Here is an 18,912-nt window from a genome sequence, read left to right as displayed (position 1 = left end):
GGTACGGCATGGCTGTTACCCCACCCTTTGAACGCTTTGGTTCGATCCCAGCAGCAGCAGGGATGTACGACCCATCCAATGAGAAAGATGCTTGTGGTCTCGCCATGGTGGCGACGCTTCGCGGCACCCCTGGGCACGACATTATTACGACGGCGCTTGAGGCGCTTCGTAACCTAGAACATCGCGGCGCGGTCGGTTCCGATGCCGGAACCGGCGACGGCGCGGGCATCATGACTCAGATTCCCGATGATTTCTTTCGAGAGGTCGTCGATTTTGAGCTGCCGAGCAACGGCCGTTACGCCGTTGGCAATGTTTTCCTTCCGCTCGATAGCGCCGCCCGTCACGATGTTAAAGCTGGCATCGAGAAGCTTGCTGCCGAGGAAGATCTCACGGTATTGGGGTGGCGCGATGTGCCGATCCAGCCCGATGAGCTCGGCAGTCTCGCCCGCGGAGCAATGCCGGCTATTGAGCAGCTCTTTTTGCAGTCCAAACGTGTCGACTTGAAAGGAACGCTGCGCGGCATTCATCTCGACCGCCAGACGTATCGTCTCCGTAAGCGTGCAGAACGTGATCTGCACGCGTACTTCCCCTCACTTTCCTGTCGAACGATCACCTACAAGGGCATGGTGACGACGCTCCAGCTCGAGCCTTTCTATCCTGACCTTTCCGATGTGCGTTTCGCGTCAAAGCTCGCGCTCGTGCACTCGCGCTACTCAACGAACACTTTCCCTTCGTGGCCTTTGGCGCAGCCATTCCGCATGGTCGCTCACAATGGCGAGATCAACACTGTGCAGGGCAACCGTAACTGGATGCGTGCACGGCAATCGCAGCTCGAATCTGCGGTTTTCGGAGATATTAACGACATCCTGCCGGTCAATACTTCCGGTGCAAGCGACTCAGCGTCCTTCGATGAGGTCGTCGAGTTGTTGAACCTTGCGGGTCGCCCACTCCCACACGCAATGATGATGATGGTTCCCGAGGCGTACGAGAACCAGGTTGATGCAGATCCTCGCCGTCGCGCGTTCTACGAATATCACTCGATGTTGATGGAGCCCTGGGACGGCCCAGCAGCACTCGTCTTCACTGACGGTTCGCTGGTAGGCGCAACGCTCGACCGCAACGGACTTCGTCCCGGACGCTACCTTGTGACCGACGATGGACTCGTCGTACTCGCCAGTGAGATCGGGGTATTTGACGTCGATCCCACCAAGGTTGTTCGCAAGGGTCGCTTGCGTCCCGGCAAGATGTTCTTGGTCGACACTCAGGCCGGTCGCTTGATCGAGGATGACGAGATCAAGGCAGAGCTTGCGGCATCGCAACCGTGGGCTGAGTGGCTTGAGAGCGGTCGAATTGCCCTCGAAGAGCTGCCGGAGCGCGAGCACATCGTGCATACCCCGGCGTCAGTTACTCGTCGTCAACGCACCTTCGGGTACACCGAAGAAGAAGTACGCATTCTTATCGAACCGATGTCACGGTTGGGAGCAGAGCCGCTCGGTGCTATGGGATCCGATACGCCCATTGCGGTACTTTCGGAGCGCCCACGACTACTTTTCGACTACTTCACTCAGCAGTTTGCGCAGGTGACGAACCCACCACTCGACTCGATTCGTGAGTCGGTTGTTACGTCGATGCGTCTCGGGGTTGGCCCGCAACGTAACTTGCTAGCGGCGACCCCTGAGCATGCCAAACAGGTTGCTCTGCCGTTCCCGGTAATCGACAATGATGAGTTGGCCAAGATTCAGCACATCGAACCGCATCCCGGCTCCCGCCTCGCGACGACCATTAAGGGTCTCTATCGAGTTGATGCTGGACCATCAGCGATGGAAGCGCGGTTGGCGGCGATGTGCGCCGAGGCCGATACGGCTATTGCCGATGGCGCAGAGTTCATCGTGCTCTCCGACCGAGACTCGAATAAGGACCTCGCACCGATTCCATCGCTGCTCATGGTCGCTACGGTGCACCATCACTTGATTCGCCAGCATGACCGCATGAAGGTTGGGCTGATGGTGGAAGCTGGCGATGTGCGCGAGGTTCATCATGTCGCTCTTCTCGTGGGCTACGGCGCGTCAGCAATTAACCCGTATCTGGCGATGGAAACCGCTGAAGAGCTCGTTCGTAATGGCACGATCACTGATGTGAGCGCCGAGAAGGCAGTTCGTAATCTGATCACCGCGCTTGGCAAAGGCGTGTTGAAGATCATGTCCAAGATGGGCATCTCGGTAGTGAGCTCCTATGCGGGAGCTCAGGCCTTCGAAGCTGTCGGTCTTTCTCAGGCGTTCGTCGATCAGTATTTCACTGGCACCAAGAGCATCTTGGGTGGCGTGGGTCTCGATGCCATCGCTCGGGAAAATGCTGCACGTCACACTGCTGCTTATCCCGAGGACCGTGCGCCAACGGTTCACGAACGTCTCAACACCGGTGGAGAATATCAGTGGCGCCGTGAGGGTCCACCGCATCTGTTCAACCCGGAGACTGTTTTCAAGCTCCAGCACTCGACTCGCACGCGTCGCTACGACATCTTCCGTGAGTACACCTCGCAAGTAGATGAGCAAGCGGAAAACTTGATGACCTTGCGTGGACTCTTCGCCTTCAAGACTGAGGGTCGCGAGGCTGTACCGATCGACGAGGTCGAGTCGGTAGCGAGCATTGTCAAGCGTTTCAGCACCGGCGCAATGAGCTACGGCTCGATTAGCAAAGAGGCTCACGAAACACTGGCTATCGCCATGAATCAACTCGGAGCGCGTTCGAACACTGGCGAAGGTGGCGAAGACGTCGAACGACTTCTCGACCCCTCTCGTCGGAGTGCAATCAAACAGGTTGCTTCTGGCCGTTTTGGCGTGACGAGCATGTACTTGACCCATGCAGACGACATCCAAATCAAGATGGCTCAGGGAGCAAAGCCTGGTGAGGGCGGTCAGCTGCCGGCGAGCAAGGTGTATCCGTGGATCGCACGGACGCGCCACGGCACACCCGGAGTCGGATTGATTTCGCCGCCGCCGCACCACGACATCTACTCGATCGAAGACCTCAAGCAATTGATCTTCGACCTCAAGCGGTCGAACCCGTCGGCTCGAGTACACGTCAAACTGGTGAGCCAGAAAGGCATCGGAGCAGTTGCGGCCGGCGTCACGAAGGCAAAAGCGGATGTTGTGTTGGTATCTGGCCATGATGGCGGAACGGGCGCTAGCCCCCTGAATTCGCTCAAGCATGCTGGCACGCCGTGGGAAATCGGTTTGGCCGAAACCCAGCAGACGCTCATGCTCAACGGAATGCGTGACCGCGTTACGGTTCAGGTTGATGGTCAGATGAAGACGGGCCGTGACGTGATCATCGGTGCGCTTCTCGGTGCAGAAGAGTACGGGTTCGCGACGGCGCCCCTTGTGGTGTCTGGGTGCATCCTGATGCGGGTTTGTCACCTCGATACGTGTCCTGTCGGTGTCGCGACTCAGAATCCCGAGTTGCGTGAACGCTTTACGGGCAAGCCGGAGTTCATCGTCAACTTCTTTGAGTTCTTGGCTCAAGAGGTCCGTGAATACTTGGCGCAGCTGGGATTCCGCACGCTGGAAGAAGCGATCGGCCACAGCGAACTGCTTGACATGAACCGGGCAATCTCACACTGGAAGACTGATGGCCTAGATCTGACTCCAGTATTTGAGGGACCGGTATTCGCTGACGATGAGCCTCGCACTCAGTCGGTGGCTCAAGATCACGAACTCGATGAGCACTTCGACCAGCAGCTTATTGAACTCAGCCGCGCGGCATTGGAGAACAAAAGCTCTGTTTCTATCGATCTTCCTGTGCGCAATACTGATCGCGCAGTGGGCACGATGCTCGGTCATGAGGTTACGCGTCGTCATGGCGAGCACGGTCTGCCGACTGACACGATCACCATCACGCTGCATGGTTCAGCGGGCCAATCACTTGGTGCCTTCGTTCCTGCAGGTATTTCGTTGAAGCTGTACGGTGACAGCAACGACTATGTCGGCAAGGGACTGTCCGGAGGTTCGGTCGTTGTCCGGCCTGATCTGGCGAGTGTTTTCCCCGCCGAGACAAATGTGATCGCGGGAAACGTTATTGGTTATGGCGCCACGAGCGGCAGCATCTTCATTCGTGGAAAAGTGGGCGAGCGCTTTATGGTTCGCAACTCCGGAGCGACTGCGGTAGCGGAAGGCGTTGGTGACCACGCTCTTGAGTACATGACCGGCGGTCTCGTACTCATTCTCGGCACGACAGGGAGGAACCTCGGTGCGGGGATGTCTGGTGGCACCGCGTACATTCACCAATTGCGTGAAGAACGCGTTAACGCCGAGTCTTTGAGCTCCGGCGAACTGGGCTTGAGCGAACTCGGCAGCGCTGATGTAGAAATTCTGAAAGATCTGCTCGAACTTCATCGTGCAGAAACAGGGTCGGTTGTTGCCGAAAAAATGCTCGCCGATATGGATGCTACGGCTGCCCAGTTTACGAAGGTGACTCCGCGCGATTATGCGGCAGTAATCGAAACTCGAGCAACCGCATTGGCCGAAGGACTCGACCCCGATGGGGACGTTACTTGGGCGCGAATCAAGGAGGTTACCGGTGGCTGATCCCAAGGGATTCCTCAAGGTACAAGAGCGTGAGCTTCCCAAGCGACGCCCCGTCAGTCTTCGACTGATGGATTTCAAAGAAGTGTACGAACAGCAAGAGTCGGGTCAATTGGCTCGTCAAGCTGGCCGTTGTATGGACTGCGGTATTCCGTTCTGTCATCAGGGATGCCCGCTTGGCAATTTAATTCCTGAGTGGAACGACCTGATGCGTCGGGGAGAGAGCGCCGAAGCAATTGAGCGGCTGCACGCGACGAACAACTTCCCCGAGTTCACCGGGCGGCTGTGTCCTGCACCGTGCGAGAGTTCGTGTGTTTTGGGTATCAACCAACCAGCCGTAACGATCAAACAGATTGAAGTTTCGATCATTGATCAGGCATTTGCCGATGGCAATGTCACCCCACACCCTCCTGGTCGGCTGACGGGCAAGACGGTTGCCGTTGTTGGATCAGGTCCCGCTGGTTTGGCTGCCGCTCAGCAACTAACGCGCGCTGGTCATACGGTTGCGGTGTTCGAGCGTGAGGACCGCATCGGTGGATTGCTTCGCTACGGCATCCCCGACTTCAAGATGGAAAAGCGCCACATTGAGTTGCGTCTTGCCCAGATGCAGGCTGAGGGAACTCGTTTTCGCGCTGGAGTAAACATTGGTGTCGACATCTCGTGGAACGATCTGCGGTCGCGTTACGATGCCGTCGTTGTTGCTACCGGCGCTACGGTGCCGCGCAACTTGCCGGTGCCCGGCCGCGACTCTCTCGGTGTGCACTACGCCATGGAATACCTCGTTCAGTCGAACAAGGTTGTTGCCGGCGACTCCGTGAGCGAACAAATCACTGCTGAAGGCAAGCACGTCGTGGTTTTGGGCGGCGGAGACACCGGAGCGGACTGCATCGGCACGGCACATCGCCAAGGAGCGCTCTCCGTGACGAACCTTGCCATTGGAGTCCAACCTCCGGCAGAGCGCCCAGAACACCAGCCGTGGCCCCTGACCCCCACACTCTTCGAGGTGTCCAGTGCCCACGAGGAGGGCGGCGAGCGACTCTACTTGGCATCGACCGTTGAGTTCGTGACCAACTCTGTCGGCGAAGTGCGTGCAATCAAGGTTGCCGAGACCGAATTCATTGATGGCCGCAGAGTGCCGAAGGCGGGGACCGAACGCGAAATTCCGGCCGATCTCGTGCTGCTCGCGCTCGGATTTACTGGTCCCGAGACAGACTTGCTCAACAAGCAACTGCCAATCGGTTCAGATGATCGTGGCAACCTGACGCGCGACGCTGACTACCAGAGCGACACTCCCGGCGTTTACGTCGTTGGGGATGCTGGCCGCGGTCAGTCATTGATCGTGTGGGCTATTGCCGAGGGGCGGGCTGCGGCATCCGCTGTAGATCGGTACCTTGAAGGGGACACGCAATTGCCGTTCCCTGTTTTGCCCAGCGATCGCGGGATGACCGTGTAGCTGTATCACCACCACTAGTACCACCACCCATTCACCACCACTGAATTGTCAAAGGAAGTTATGAGACGCGCAAAAATCGTCGCGACGCTCGGCCCGGCTACGTCGAGCTACGAGAACATCAGGGCAATCATCGATGCAGGTGTCGATGTTGCTCGCATGAACCTCAGCCATGGAAACTACGCTGTCCACGAAGAGGTATACGCGAATGTGCGTCGTGCCGCCGAGGACGCTGGCAAGCCAGTTGCAGTGATGGTTGACCTTCAGGGCCCTAAGATTCGTCTTGCCAAGTTCGAAGATGGACCCTATGACCTCGCGGTCGGTGACATTTTCAAGATCACGATCGACGATATCGTCGGTAACCGCGAAATTTGCGGGACTACTTTCAAGGGATTGCCTCAGGATGTGGCCCCTGGTGACTTCCTGCTCATCGATGATGGCAAGGTCAAGGTCAAGGTTGTGAGCGCGACGGATACTGTCGTGACCACCGAAGTCATCGTTGCTGGCGCCGTATCGAACAACAAGGGCATCAATTTGCCTGGTGTTGCAGTCAACGTTCCTGCTCTGTCGGAAAAGGACGAAGATGACCTTCGCTGGGGTCTCAAGCTTGGCGCTGACCTGATCGCGTTGTCGTTCGTTCGCAATGCTGAAGACATCGTTCGGGTTCACGAGATTATGGACGAAGAGGGCCGTCGGGTTCCTGTCATCGCCAAGATTGAGAAGCCACAGGCTGTCGATCACCTTGAGGCAATCATTGACGCCTTCGACGCCATCATGGTTGCGCGTGGCGACCTTGGCGTTGAACTTCCTCTCGAGGCGGTTCCGATTGTTCAGAAGCGTACGGTCGAGTTGGCTCGCCGGATGGCTAAGCCGGTCATTGTTGCGACCCAAATGCTTGAGTCCATGATTTCTAGCCCCGTACCGACGCGCGCGGAAACGTCCGACGTCGCCAATGCGATTTTGGACGGTGCTGACGCCGTCATGCTCAGCGGCGAAACCAGCGTGGGGGAGTACCCCGTGATCACGGTTCAGACCATGGCAAAGATTGTTGCTTCAACAGAAGAACACGGTCTCGACCGTATTGCTGAGCTGGGCACGAAGCCGAAGACACAGGGCGGTGCAATCACACTTGCAGCAGCCGATGTTGCCGCGTTCGTTGAAGCAAAATATGTCTGTGTCTTCACCGAATCTGGTGACTCTGCACGTCGGATGTCACGACTGAGGTTCCGCATTCCCATGAAGGCCTTCACGCCGAACCCTGAGATTCAACGCCGCATGTCGCTGATCTGGGGAATCGAATCATTTATTGTCGACCGTGTTACCCACACGGATGAAATGTACCGCCAAGTTGATCAAGTTCTGCTTGATCAGAAGCTCGCTGAGATTGGGGACAAGGTAGTCGTTATTTCCGGTTCCCCTCCCGGAATCGCGGGATCGACAAATGACCTTCGCGTGCACATCATCGGTGACGCAATTAATGCCAAGGCGCCAGTCTGGGCGAACAACTAGTTCACTCAGATAATTGTCGCCAGCGTGCCGGCGAGGACCCAACGGTTCTCGCCGGCACGCGCCGTTAACGAACAATGCGATAGCGGATGGCGCGTTAACGAATAAGACCGAGATCAGGGGTTCTGATCTCGGTCTCATTCTGTAAATATTGTGCCGAATGTGGGACTCGAACCCACACGTCCTTTCGAACAAAGCATTTTGAGTGCTCCGCGTCTACCATTCCGCCAATTCGGCTGACTACAACGCTGAATAGAATACCGTAGGCTTGCACTTGTGACTGACCAAAACACCAATCCCACTGCTCCTCGCCGCGTCGTCGTTGCCGAAGATGAGTCTCTCATCCGCATGGACATCGTAGAAATTCTCCGTGACGCCGGCTATGAGGTTGTCGGTGAAGCCGGTGACGGCGAGACCGCCGTGGCCTTGGCCACAGAGTTGCGCCCCGATCTGGTCATCATGGATGTTAAGATGCCTCAGCTCGACGGCATCTCAGCCGCTGAACGCCTGAGCGCCAACCACATCGCCCCGGTCGTGCTGCTTACCGCCTTCAGCCAGAAGGAGCTCGTAGAGCGTGCTTCAGAGGCTGGTGCGCTTGCCTATGTCGTCAAGCCGTTCACTCCGAGCGATCTGCTGCCAGCGATTGAGATTGCGCTTAGTCGCTATGCGCAGATCATTACTCTCGAAGCGGAAGTCAGTGACCTCGTCGAGCGTTTCGAAACTCGCAAACTCGTTGATCGCGCCAAGGGCCTGCTGAATGAAAAAATGGGGCTGAGCGAACCTGATGCATTCCGTTGGATTCAGAAGGCATCTATGGATCGTCGCTTGACGATGCACGATGTGTCGCAGGCCATCATCGACCAGCTCAGCGCCAAGAAGTAGTTTCTGGCGCGTTATGGCGCCGCCATGAGGCCCGCGCTGATCTTGGGGCCTGCACCGCGCTATGGGGTGTGGCGATCCTTCAGGATGTTCGTGATGCGAACCGTCGAGAGTCGACGTTCCTGTTCGTCACGGATCACGATTTCGTGAGTGGCCAGTGTGCGGCTCAGAGCGATCGCGGTACACGTCGCGGTGACTATTCCTTCGCGCACTGCTCGGGTGTGGGTCGCGTTCACTTCGATGCCCATGGCGACTCGACCGGGGCCGGCATGAATCGCAGAAGATATTGAGCCAAGTGACTCACCGAGCACAACGTGAGCGCCGCCGTGCAAAATACCGATCACCTGGGTGTTGCCCTCAACGGGCATAGTTGCAACCGAGCGTTCGGCTCCCAACTCTAGAAACTCGATCCCCATCTTCTGGGTGAGTGCTCCGCCTCCTGATTCAATAAGTCGTGCGACGAGTTCAGGATCGAGGTCATCGGGATACTTCACAGAGGGGCCCTTCAAGCTAAGTCGTTCCGGCTGTCGGCAGGCGCGGCTAGGCTGGCTGCGTGTCGGATAATCAAAAGCCTACCCTCATGATCATTGACGGCCACTCGTTGGCCTTCCGAGCGTTTTATGCGCTCCCTGTCGATAGTTTCCAGAACAGGGAGGGTCAACATACCAATGCCATTCACGGCTTCTTGTCGATGCTGATCTCTCTCTTGCAGAATGAGAAACCCACGCATCTCGCCGTGGCGTTCGATATTTCCCGCTATTCCTTCCGCACGCGGGAGTACCCCGAATACAAAGGGACGCGTGGCGAAACGCCTGTCGAGTTCGTGGGGCAAATTCCGCTGCTGGAGGAGGCTCTCAAGGCCATGGGTGTCCAAACTCTCAGCAAAGAAGATTACGAAGCAGACGACATCCTCGCCACGCTCGCCCATGAGGGTTCCGACAATGGCTACCGGGTACTTGTTGTTTCTGGCGACCGTGATGCAATTCAAATGGTCAACGATGACGTCACTTTGCTGTATCCAAATGCTCGTGGCGTTTCCGAGTTGAAGCGGTACGACCGCGATGCTGTTTTCGAACGCTACGGCGTGGAACCCCACCAATATCCGGATGTCGCAGCTTTGGTTGGCGAGACCAGTGACAACCTCATCGGCGTTGACAAAGTGGGGGAGAAGACCGCGGTCAAGTGGATCAATCTCTACGGATCGCTTGACGAAGTGCTAGCTCATGCCGAAGAAATTAAGGGCGTGGTTGGGCAAAATTTGCGGGATCAGATGGATCGCGCGGTTCGCAACCGCAAGCTCAACCACCTTCTTACTGATGTCGAATTGCCGGTTACCGTCGGCGATCTCGACCGACGCCCCATCGACGAAGCAGCAGTTCAGGAAGTTTTTGATCGACTCCAGTTCAAAACTCTGCTTCAACGCGTGCTCAAGATTGCGGCAGCGGAACGCGGCGATGAACCCGCCTCGTCGACAGCCCTCGAAACAGCAACCACTGTTCCCGTTGTGCGCACGATGGTTGATGAAGAACTTGCTAAGTGGATTGCTACGAACAGCGCTCAAGGCACAAAGCCTCTCGGCCTCACACTGACAACCGTTGACGGCAAGGTGACCGGCCTCGGGCTAGCAACCGCAACCGAAACTGCTTTTGTGCCCTGGGCAGCAGACCGACTCGACTACGCAGCGCTCACCGAGTGGTTAGCCAGCGACGCTCCGAAGTTCATGCATTCCGCCAAAGCGCAGCTCAAGGTCGCCTTGGCTAACGGTGTCGAGATCGCCGGGATTGCCTTCGATACGATGCTTGCTGCATGGGTGCTCAAGCCAAGCGGAAAACCTGAAGAGCTCGAGGCCCAGGTGTACAACTACCTAGGCGAAACGATCGAACAAAGCGACCCCAATCAGCTTGTACCCGAAACAGAGGCGCTGAGCGCCGCGACGCTGTCTTGGTATGTTATTCGCGTCGCGGAATATCTTGCCGGTCGACTAGACGAAGGTTCGCTCGGTGTTCTGACCGAGATCGAGATGCCGCTTGTTCCTGTATTTGCTCGAATGGAGCGTTCGGGCATTGCCGTGAATCGGCAATTGCTCAACGATCTCAGTACTTCACTGTCTGAAACAGCAGCAGAAGTCGCTCGCAATGCCTTCGAGGTAATTGGGCGCGAGATTAATTTAGGTAGTCCGAAGCAGCTTCAAGAGGTGCTGTTCACTCAGCTGGAGATGCCAAAGACGCGCGCAAACAAGACCGGCTATTCCACGGATGCCGCTAGCCTTGCTGACCTGCAAGAGCAAGCTCCGCATCCGTTCCTCGATCTATTGCTCAAGCACAGGGATGCCACAAAGCTGGCTCAAATCATCACCGGTATTGAGAAAGCGATTGATGAGTCGGGTCGCGTACACACAACGTACGAGCAAGCAGGGTCAAGCACCGGTCGCATTGCGTCTAATGAACCCAATCTGCAGAACGTTCCCATCAAAACAGCGACAGGGCGGCAGATTCGATCAGCTTTCGAAGCTGGCGCTGGATTCGACACTCTATTGACCGCCGATTATTCGCAGATTGAAATGCGCATCATGGCCCATCTTTCTGGAGATGAAGGGCTCATTCAGGCTTTCAACGATGGCGAAGATTTGCATCGTCTTGTCGGATCCAGAATCTTTGGAGTCGAGCCGGCCGATGTCACGTCGGAAATGCGAACCAAGGTGAAAGCGATGTCCTACGGCTTGGCTTACGGACTCAGTGCTTTCGGCCTCAGTAAGCAATTACGTATTGAGACGAGCGAAGCCAAGGCACTAATGACGGACTACTTTGCGCGGTTCGGTGCTGTGCGGGACTACTTGCGCAATGTTGTCGAGCAGGCGCGAGTCGACGGCTACACCACAACGATATTCGGTCGCCGGCGACCCTTTGGCGACCTTAATTCGAAGAATCGTGTTTTGCGTGACAACGCGGAGCGCCAAGCATTGAACTCACCCATTCAGGGATCGGCCGCCGATATCCTCAAAATTGCGATGTTGCAGATCGATGCCGATATTCGTGAGGGCGAACTTAAATCGCGGATGCTTCTCCAAGTTCACGATGAATTGGTCTTTGAAATCGCTGGGGGAGAGCTTGAGCAAATGACTACTATCGTTCATGAGCGGATGTCGGGTGCTGCGAACCTCTCTGTCCCGCTAGACGTTCAAATTGGTACGGGACACAACTGGGATTCGGCAGCTCATTAGGGTTTTCAAGAATTACGGCGAACACTAGCCGCAGCGAGGAGCAGAGATGACAAGCAGAACCGCAACCATCGGATCAAAGGTGGGGCTTCACGCTCGCCCAGCATCTCTATTTGCTCAAGCGGTAAGTACCTGTGGAGTGACAGTGATGCTCACCGACTCGACAGGCAAGACTGTCAACGCGGCGAGCATTCTCAGCGTGCTATCGCTGGGGATCGAGTTCGGTCATTCTGTGACGTTGACATCCGATGATGACGGCGCAGAAGCCGCGCTTGAGTCGTTAGCTCGGCTGCTTGCTAGCGAACTAGACGACTAGCAACAAGATCCGCTAAAAAAGGAGCCAGACAAAGATGTCAGAATCGAAGCTTCAGCCAAGCAACGAGGATTCCGGTGCATCGCGTGAGTCCACGCCGATCGACGCGATCGCCGAAGAGTGGGTTGAGACTTTGACAAGACTCAACCCAGCAATCGGTACCTGGATCGGATCGCCGGGTGCGCATTCTGGGTATGCCGACTATTCACCAGAAGGGCACTCTGAGATTGTTGAAGCTACTCGCGATGTCCTAGAGCGTCTCAAGAATGAGGCTGTTGTTGACCACGTGGATCTCGTTACCAAGTCCGATATGGTGTCGACGCTGCAGCTTGAACTCGACTCTGATGCTGCGAGCTTGTGGATGCGCGATCTCAATAATCTGGCAAGCCCAGCTCAAGACATCCGTGGCGTACTCGATCTCATGCCCACTGCGTCCGGAGACGATTGGTCGGTTATTGCAGACCGACTTCACAACATTCCCGCCGCGATCGATGGCTACATTGCCACCCTCCGCCACGGCATTGATCAGGCGGTCGTTCCGGCCCAGCGTCAAGTTGCTGAAGTTATCGCTCAGGCGAAACAAATCTCAGCACCGGGTGGATTCTTCGATAGCTTTATCGCGGCGGCTCAGCCAGTTGCAGCAGGCGATGCAGCTCTAGAAAGTGCTCTAAACGACGGTGCGTCGGAAGCGGCCAAAAGTTACCTCAAACTCGAAGAGTTTCTCCGCACTGAACTAGCTCCACGAGCTTCGATGCAAGACGCCTTCGGCCGGGAGCTTTATACCCTCCAGTCCCAGAGCTTCCTTGGTTCCAAGATCGATCTCGACGAAACCTATGAGTGGGGAATTGAAGAACTCGCTCGCATGACTCGTGAGCAAGAAGAAATCGCCCGTGAAATCAAGCCAGGGGCTACAGTCGCGGAAGCGATTGCTCATCTCGATTCAGATCCTGCGCGGACTCTCCATGGCACCGAGGCGCTCCGCGAGTGGATGCAGAACCTGAGCGATGAGGCCGTGAATGCCTTGGCCGGCACACATTTCGATATTGCAGAGCCCATGCGAGCGCTTGAGTGCATGATCGCTCCAACACACGACGGAATCATCTACTACACCGGGCCAAGCGACGACTTCTCGCGCCCCGGCCGCATGTGGTGGTCAGTGCCAGAGTCGGTGACCGAATTCACTACGTGGCGAGAAGCGACAACCGTTTACCACGAGGGCGTGCCCGGCCATCATCTTCAGATCGCTCAGGCCGTATACAACCGCAATCAGTTGAATACCTACCGTCGACAGCTGTCTGGCACTTCGGGTCACGCCGAGGGGTGGGCTCTCTACGCTGAACGGTTTATGAGCGAGCTTGGTTTTCTTGATGATCCAGCGAATCGCTTCGGCATGCTCGACGGCCAGCGGATGCGTGCAGCGCGGGTTGTTCTCGACATCGGTGTACATCTGGGCAAGCCCAAACTCGACGGGACCGGAGTCTGGGACTGGGACTACGCTCTTGACTTCATGACGAAGAATGTCACGCTCGATCCCGCTAATGTTCGGTTTGAAGTGAACCGTTACTTTGGCTGGCCGGGCCAAGCCCCGTCCTACAAAGTAGGACAGCGAATCTGGGAAGAGCTGCGAGACGAGTGCAAAGCGCGCGAAGGCGAGTCCTTCGATTTGCGCGCCTTCCATCGCCGAGCACTCAACGTCGGGGGAGTAGGGCTTGACACTCTGCGAACCGCAGTACTCGCCCACTATGAAAAGCCCTAGCGAGGATGCTGATTTCATATCCGTGCCGTGAAGGCGCAGTTTTCCCCAACTAAAGAGAAACACTGGGGTCGGCTGGTTGGTTTTCCCTCACCTGAGGCGCTAGGCTGGAGTGTCGCAATTGCGACTTCTTATTCGTCTGCCTGCGGCGATCACAAAATTACTTATTGCCGTTGGCCCAATTGTGCGCTTTTCGAAGCGCAACCCATACCGGAGCTACTACTACATGACAATCGCAACGACCGACAAGGCACCCAAGCAGGTCGCCATCAATGACATTGGATCTGCTGAAGATTTTCTCGCCGCGGTCGAAAAGACTCTGAAGTTCTTCAACGATGGTGACCTTATCGAAGGTACCGTCGTCAAAATCGATCGTGACGAGGTTCTCCTCGACGTCGGTTACAAGACCGAGGGTGTAATCCCCTCCCGTGAACTTTCCATCAAGCACGACGTTGACCCCACCGAGGTTGTCAACGTTGGCGACACCGTTGAGGCTCTTGTTCTTCAGAAAGAAGACAAAGAAGGCCGTCTCATCCTGTCGAAGAAGCGCGCACAGTACGAGCGTGCATGGGGCGACGTCGAACTCATCAAGGAATCGGATGGCGTTGTCACCGGTTCTGTCATTGAGGTCGTCAAGGGTGGACTCATCGTTGACATCGGTCTTCGTGGATTCCTCCCCGCATCGCTCATCGAGCTTCGCCGCGTTCGCGACCTCACGCCGTACCTCGGCCAGGAGATCGAAGCGAAGATCCTCGAACTCGACAAGAACCGCAACAACGTTGTTCTGTCGCGTCGTGCCCTTCTCGAAGAGACTCAGTCGGCTAGCCGCACTTCGTTCCTCAACAACTTGGCCAAGGGCCAGGTTCGCAAGGGTGTCGTTTCCTCGATCGTCAACTTCGGTGCGTTCGTTGATCTCGGCGGCGTAGACGGACTCGTCCACGTTTCTGAGCTCTCCTGGAAGCACATTGAGCACGCTTCAGAAGTTGTTGAAGTTGGCCAGGAAGTTACCGTCGAGATTCTTGAGGTTGACCTCGAGCGCGAGCGCGTTTCGCTGTCGCTCAAGGCAACGCAGGAAGACCCGTGGCAGGTATTCGCCCGCACCCACGCAATCGGACAGGTTGCACCGGGTAAGGTCACCAAGCTCGTTCCGTTCGGTGCGTTCGTTCGCGTCGCAGACGGCATCGAGGGTCTCGTTCACATCTCCGAGCTCTCCGGCAAGCACGTTGAGCTCGCCGAGCAGGTTGTTTCGGTTGGCGACGAAGTATTCGTCAAGGTCATCGACATCGACCTCGAGCGCCGTCGCATCTCGCTTAGTCTCAAGCAGGCTAACGAGGGCGTTGACCCAGAAGGTACCGAGTTCGACCCGGCACTCTACGGAATGCTCACGGAGTACGACGACCAGGGCAACTACAAGTACCCCGATGGTTTCGACCCCGAGACCAACGAGTGGAAAGACGGCTTCGAGTCACAGCGCGAGAAGTGGGAGCAGGACTATGCTGCCGCTCAGGAGCGTTGGGAACAGCACAAGAAGCAGGTTGCTGCAGCCGCCATTCAGGAAGAGTCGATCAGCAGTGCACCTGCTGGATCGTCCTCGTTCTCGAACGACGAGGCGGCATCCGCTGCTGGTTCAGGAACTCTTGCAGACGACGAGACTCTCGCCGCTCTGCGCGAAAAGCTTTCGAGCAACAACTAGTCTCTAGTTGAATTTCTGTGGCCAGTCTCCTTCGGGAGGCTGGCCACAGTCCGTTAATGGGAGAAGCATCCAGCGGACGAGAGCTCGCTTGCCAACGCCGGCAGCGAGGGTGCGAGGTCCTCGATCACAAGCTGGTGCGAGGGGAGCAACTGGCTGAGGTCCGCTACTGGCGGGTTAGCCGTGCGCGTCGTGATCGACGAATCCGAATAATGACGAGAACAATCAGGGCGATTAGGGCAACAAGGCCGATCACCGGCACGAGTAGTGCCATGAAGCTCAGCAGCACGCTGCTGAGATCTTCGGCAGCGCTCACTACGGGCGCAGCAGTGCCGGCGCTAGCAGCGTTGAGGGCGGGGCGCGCTAGCATCTTCGTGGCGTGCGTTCCGAACGCGAGGAGGACACCAACCGCAACGGGAACCCAAGCATGGGAACTGAAGAACGCGGCGGGATCGGTGACAACGGCCGTTTCGGATGCAGCTCCAGTGCCGAAGGCGATCCCTCCCGCGGCGGGGCGTATGACACTTTGGATCCAGTCGTTGACGGAATCCACGACGGGGATTTTGTCCGCCACGATTTCGACGACAAGAAGCACACCGAGAATCACCAAGACCCAAGGATTTTCGAGCCAAGTCCACGCGCCCGGCAACTCAACGAAATCAAAGACTCGCCCTGCGAGCCCCAAAATTAGCAGCGGGATGTAGGCATTGAGTCCGGCCGCTACAGCCAGACCGCTACCGGTAAGCACCTCAAGCATCCGGAGTTCCTTTCAACACGCTGAGGCTAGCATTAGAGAATGCACTTATTAGCGCTCACCGGTGGCATTGCGTCAGGTAAGTCCACAGTTGCACAGCGTTGGAAACAGCACGGTGCGGTCGTAGTGGATGCGGATGCTCTGGCTCGCGAAGTGGTCGAGCCCGGCTCGCCGGTTTTTGACGTGATTGCTCATCGATTCGGCCCCGGCGTGCTTTCGGAGGACGGGTCGCTGAACCGTGCAGCGCTCGGCAGCATAATCTTTCGAGACAGTCAGGCTCGGGAAGACCTCAACGCCATCACTCATCCCGCGATCGGGCGACTTGCGCAACGTCATTTTGACGATGCTGCTCGGCTGAATCCCGATGCGATGATCGTCTACGACATCCCATTGCTAGTGGAGTCTGCACAGTCTCTCGACCGCTTTGAGCTTGTTGTCACGGTTGAAGCTGAACCTGAAGTGCGGATTCAACGACTAATCGAGCATCGGGGGATGTCTCAGAGCGAGGCTCGGGGTCGTGTGCAATCCCAGGCCACATCCCAAGATCGTCGCGCCGTTGCCGACTTCGTTATTGAGACAAATGGTTCGCTTGACGATACCGAGCATCAAGCCGACCAAGTGTGGTCCCGCATCGTCGCGCAGCTGCAGGCATCTCTCTAATCAAGTTGTCAGTGCGCATGCTTAGACTTGAGTAATGCAACCTACCCGCTCAGTGCGTCCATTTGAGGTGATCAGCGAGTACTCACCGTCTGGCGATCAGCCAGAGGCCATTCGGCAACTCGCGCAGCGGATCAACGCCGGAGAGACTGACGTGGTGTTGCTTGGCGCGACGGGTACCGGAAAGTCGGCAACGACAGCGTGGCTTATCGAGCAGGTTCAGCGTCCGACTCTCATCATGTCGCACAACAAAACACTGGCAGCCCAGCTCGCTAATGAGTTCCGTGACCTGATGCCCAACAATGCTGTCGAGTACTTCGTGTCGTACTACGACTACTACCAGCCTGAGGCCTATATCCCGCAAACGGATACGTTCATCGAGAAAGATTCGTCGATCAATGCCGAGGTCGAACGGCTACGACACTCCACGACAAACTCCTTACTCAGTCGCCGCGACACCGTCGTGGTTTCCACGGTGTCAAGCATCTACGGCTTGGGGGCGGCAGAGTCCTACCTCGAGGCAATGATTGCTCTTCAGGTGGGAATGCGTATTGATCGTGAGACGCTCATTCGCAAGTTTGTGAGCATGCAATACCAGCGCAACGACTATGACTTCTCGCGGGGCAACTTTCGCGTTCGTGGCGACACCATCGAGATCATTCCGGTGTATGAAGAGCTGGCGATTCGCGTGGAGATGTTTGGCGACGAGATTGAAGCTCTTTACTCTCTGCACCCGCTGACCGGCGAAATTGTCAAAAAGATGGATGCCGTTTCTGTTTTCCCCGGAACGCACTACGCGGCGAGCCCAGAAACGATTAAGACAGCGATCGTGTCGATTCAAGCGGAGCTCGCCGATCGACTGGCAGTCCTCGAACGCCAAGGCAAGTTGCTCGAGGCACAACGGTTGCGGATGCGCACAACGTATGACATCGAGATGATGGAGCAAATCGGTTTCTGCAACGGCATCGAGAATTACTCCCTGCACATGGATGGACGCCAGCCTGGCGAGCCACCGAGCTGTCTCCTTGACTATTTTCCCGAAGACTTCTTGGTCGTAATTGATGAGTCTCATGTAACGGTGCCCCAAATTGGCGCGATGTACGAGGGCGACGCTTCCCGAAAGCGCACCCTCGTTGAGCACGGATTTCGGTTACCGAGTGCGCTCGACAACCGTCCACTTCGCTGGGAAGAGTTCCTAGAACGCGTTGGTCAAAAGATTTACCTCTCGGCCACCCCCGGAAAATACGAGCTAGGAATTACCGACTCAATCGTTGAGCAGGTCATCCGACCGACCGGACTGGTTGATCCCCAAATTGTGGTTAAACCATCGAAGGGCCAGATAGACGATCTCCTCGAACAGATCACCACGAGGGTCGAGAAGAACGAGCGGATCTTGGTCACCACGCTGACCAAGAAAATGGCGGAAGAGCTCACAGAGTTCCTGTCAGAGCACGGCGTTCGGGTGCGATACCTGCACGCCGACGTTGACACCCTTCGTCGCGTCGAGTTGCTCACTGAACTGCGGCAGGGGGTCTACGACGTGCTCGTCGGTATCAATCTGCTCAGGGAGGGGCTCGATCTTCCCGAAGTCTCTCTCGTCGCGATTCTCGACGCCGATAAAGAAGGATTCCTTCGTTCATCGACGTCTCTCATCCAGACCATCGGACGAGCAGCACGAAACGTCTCCGGTGAGGTCCACATGTACGCGGATGTCATCACCCGGTCCATGCAGTTCGCCATCGAAGAAACTGATCGTCGTCGCGAAAAGCAAGTCGCATACAACACCGAACACGGCATCGACCCGCAACCGCTTCGCAAGAAGATCGCCGATATCACTGATGCTCTCCTCCGCGAGGGCGCCGACACCGCCGAGCTTCTTTCCACCCGCAATCGTGATGGTAAAAAGAGGGCACCTACACCCAATCTTTCACGTGAGGGAATCGCAGCGAGCGGTGGAAACGACCTTGAGCAGATCATTTCCGAGCTCAATGAACAGATGTTGCAAGCGGCATCCGAATTGAAATTCGAACTTGCTGCGCGATTGCGTGACGAAGTTCAGGATCTCAAGAAAGAACTACGCCAGATGGAGCAGGCTGGTCACTTGCGTTAACTT

The 18,912-nt window shown here is 56.6% G+C and carries 12 protein-coding genes and 1 tRNA gene; 10 read left to right on the top strand and 3 right to left on the bottom strand.

Features of this window, described 5'->3' with window-relative positions; all coding sequences use genetic code 11:
* Positions 1 to 8: 8 nt before the first annotated feature.
* From gltB to pyk, 3 genes are read left to right on the top strand one after another with little or no spacing between them, the layout of a single operon-like run.
* Positions 9 to 4,583 carry a glutamate synthase large subunit gene (gltB, locus tag AC061P_RS07105; RefSeq protein ID WP_480390786.1) on the top strand — a complete coding sequence of 1,525 codons (4,575 nt, stop codon included), beginning with the start codon at positions 9 to 11 and terminating at the stop codon, positions 4,581 to 4,583.
* Positions 4,576 to 6,033, top strand: a complete 1,458-nt coding sequence (locus tag AC061P_RS07100) for a glutamate synthase subunit beta (protein WP_480390785.1) — start codon at positions 4,576 to 4,578, stop codon at positions 6,031 to 6,033. Before gltB ends, AC061P_RS07100 begins: the two co-directional genes overlap by 8 nt.
* 60 nt (positions 6,034 to 6,093) lie before the next feature.
* The gene (gene pyk, locus AC061P_RS07095; RefSeq protein ID WP_480390784.1) at positions 6,094 to 7,539 is read left to right on the top strand and encodes a pyruvate kinase; all 1,446 of its coding nucleotides are present in this window, start codon (positions 6,094 to 6,096) and stop codon (positions 7,537 to 7,539) included.
* Between the two features lie 151 nt (positions 7,540 to 7,690).
* On the opposite strand, the gene AC061P_RS07090 is transcribed toward pyk, so the two are convergent.
* Positions 7,691 to 7,773, bottom strand: a tRNA-Leu gene (locus tag AC061P_RS07090).
* Positions 7,774 to 7,812: 39 nt separating this feature from the next.
* Here AC061P_RS07090 and AC061P_RS07085 point away from each other — a divergent pair.
* Entirely contained in the window at positions 7,813 to 8,418 is a 606-nt protein-coding gene (locus AC061P_RS07085) for an ANTAR domain-containing response regulator (protein WP_009772227.1), read from the top strand.
* Positions 8,419 to 8,477: 59 nt separating this feature from the next.
* Here the strand turns inward: AC061P_RS07085 and AC061P_RS07080 are convergent, their stop codons facing one another.
* Positions 8,478 to 8,909, bottom strand: a complete 432-nt coding sequence (locus AC061P_RS07080; protein WP_449646701.1) for a PaaI family thioesterase — start codon at positions 8,907 to 8,909, stop codon at positions 8,478 to 8,480.
* A 59-nt stretch (positions 8,910 to 8,968) separates the two neighbouring features.
* Here AC061P_RS07080 and polA point away from each other — a divergent pair, with 59 nt between their 5' ends.
* The 4 genes from polA to rpsA all read left to right on the top strand — a co-directional run bounded on the left by polA (position 8,969) and on the right by rpsA (position 15,391).
* Positions 8,969 to 11,635 carry a DNA polymerase I gene (polA, locus tag AC061P_RS07075; protein ID WP_480390783.1) on the top strand — a complete coding sequence of 889 codons (2,667 nt, stop codon included), beginning with the start codon at positions 8,969 to 8,971 and terminating at the stop codon, positions 11,633 to 11,635.
* 46 nt (positions 11,636 to 11,681) lie between these two features.
* Positions 11,682 to 11,948 carry an HPr family phosphocarrier protein gene (locus AC061P_RS07070; RefSeq protein ID WP_449646699.1) on the top strand — a complete coding sequence of 89 codons (267 nt, stop codon included), beginning with the start codon at positions 11,682 to 11,684 and terminating at the stop codon, positions 11,946 to 11,948.
* A 34-nt stretch (positions 11,949 to 11,982) separates the two neighbouring features.
* A complete protein-coding gene (locus AC061P_RS07065; RefSeq protein WP_480390782.1) occupies positions 11,983 to 13,701 on the top strand; it encodes a DUF885 domain-containing protein in 1,719 nt (572 codons plus the stop codon).
* 223 nt (positions 13,702 to 13,924) lie between these two features.
* Positions 13,925 to 15,391 carry a 30S ribosomal protein S1 gene (rpsA, locus tag AC061P_RS07060; protein WP_449646697.1) on the top strand — a complete coding sequence of 489 codons (1,467 nt, stop codon included), beginning with the start codon at positions 13,925 to 13,927 and terminating at the stop codon, positions 15,389 to 15,391.
* 163 nt (positions 15,392 to 15,554) lie between these two features.
* On the opposite strand, the gene AC061P_RS07055 is transcribed toward rpsA, so the two are convergent.
* Positions 15,555 to 16,145, bottom strand: coding sequence for a DUF4126 domain-containing protein (locus AC061P_RS07055; RefSeq protein ID WP_480390781.1), 591 nt, complete (start codon positions 16,143 to 16,145; stop codon positions 15,555 to 15,557).
* 39 nt (positions 16,146 to 16,184) lie between these two features.
* On the opposite strand from AC061P_RS07055, the gene coaE reads away from it, so the two are divergent.
* Together coaE and uvrB are read left to right on the top strand one after the other, a co-directional pair.
* On the top strand, positions 16,185 to 16,802 hold the full coding sequence (gene coaE / locus AC061P_RS07050; protein ID WP_480390780.1) for a dephospho-CoA kinase: 618 nt from the start codon (positions 16,185 to 16,187) through the stop codon (positions 16,800 to 16,802).
* Between the two features lie 34 nt (positions 16,803 to 16,836).
* On the top strand, positions 16,837 to 18,909 hold the full coding sequence (gene uvrB / locus AC061P_RS07045; RefSeq protein ID WP_449646694.1) for an excinuclease ABC subunit UvrB: 2,073 nt from the start codon (positions 16,837 to 16,839) through the stop codon (positions 18,907 to 18,909).
* The last annotated feature ends 3 nt before the right edge of the window (positions 18,910 to 18,912 follow it).

It is taken from the genome of Rhodoglobus sp. G.S.4, assembly GCF_056619605.1.
This window is presented reverse-complemented; position numbering and strand designations above follow the sequence as displayed.

Bases quoted from the DNA above. Each gene is read 5' to 3' on its own strand.
- gltB (WP_480390786.1), top strand. From the start codon at position 9: ATGGCTGTTACCCCACCCTTTGAACGCTTTGGTTCGATCCCAGCAGCA.
- pyk (WP_480390784.1), top strand. From the start codon at position 6,094: ATGAGACGCGCAAAAATCGTCGCGACGCTCGGCCCGGCTACGTCGAGC.
- AC061P_RS07070 (WP_449646699.1), top strand. From the start codon at position 11,682: ATGACAAGCAGAACCGCAACCATCGGATCAAAGGTGGGGCTTCACGCT.
- AC061P_RS07065 (WP_480390782.1), top strand. From the start codon at position 11,983: ATGTCAGAATCGAAGCTTCAGCCAAGCAACGAGGATTCCGGTGCATCG.
- rpsA (WP_449646697.1), top strand. From the start codon at position 13,925: ATGACAATCGCAACGACCGACAAGGCACCCAAGCAGGTCGCCATCAAT.
- AC061P_RS07055 (WP_480390781.1), bottom strand. From the start codon at position 16,145: ATGCTTGAGGTGCTTACCGGTAGCGGTCTGGCTGTAGCGGCCGGACTC.
- coaE (WP_480390780.1), top strand. From the start codon at position 16,185: ATGCACTTATTAGCGCTCACCGGTGGCATTGCGTCAGGTAAGTCCACA.
- uvrB (WP_449646694.1), top strand. From the start codon at position 16,837: ATGCAACCTACCCGCTCAGTGCGTCCATTTGAGGTGATCAGCGAGTAC.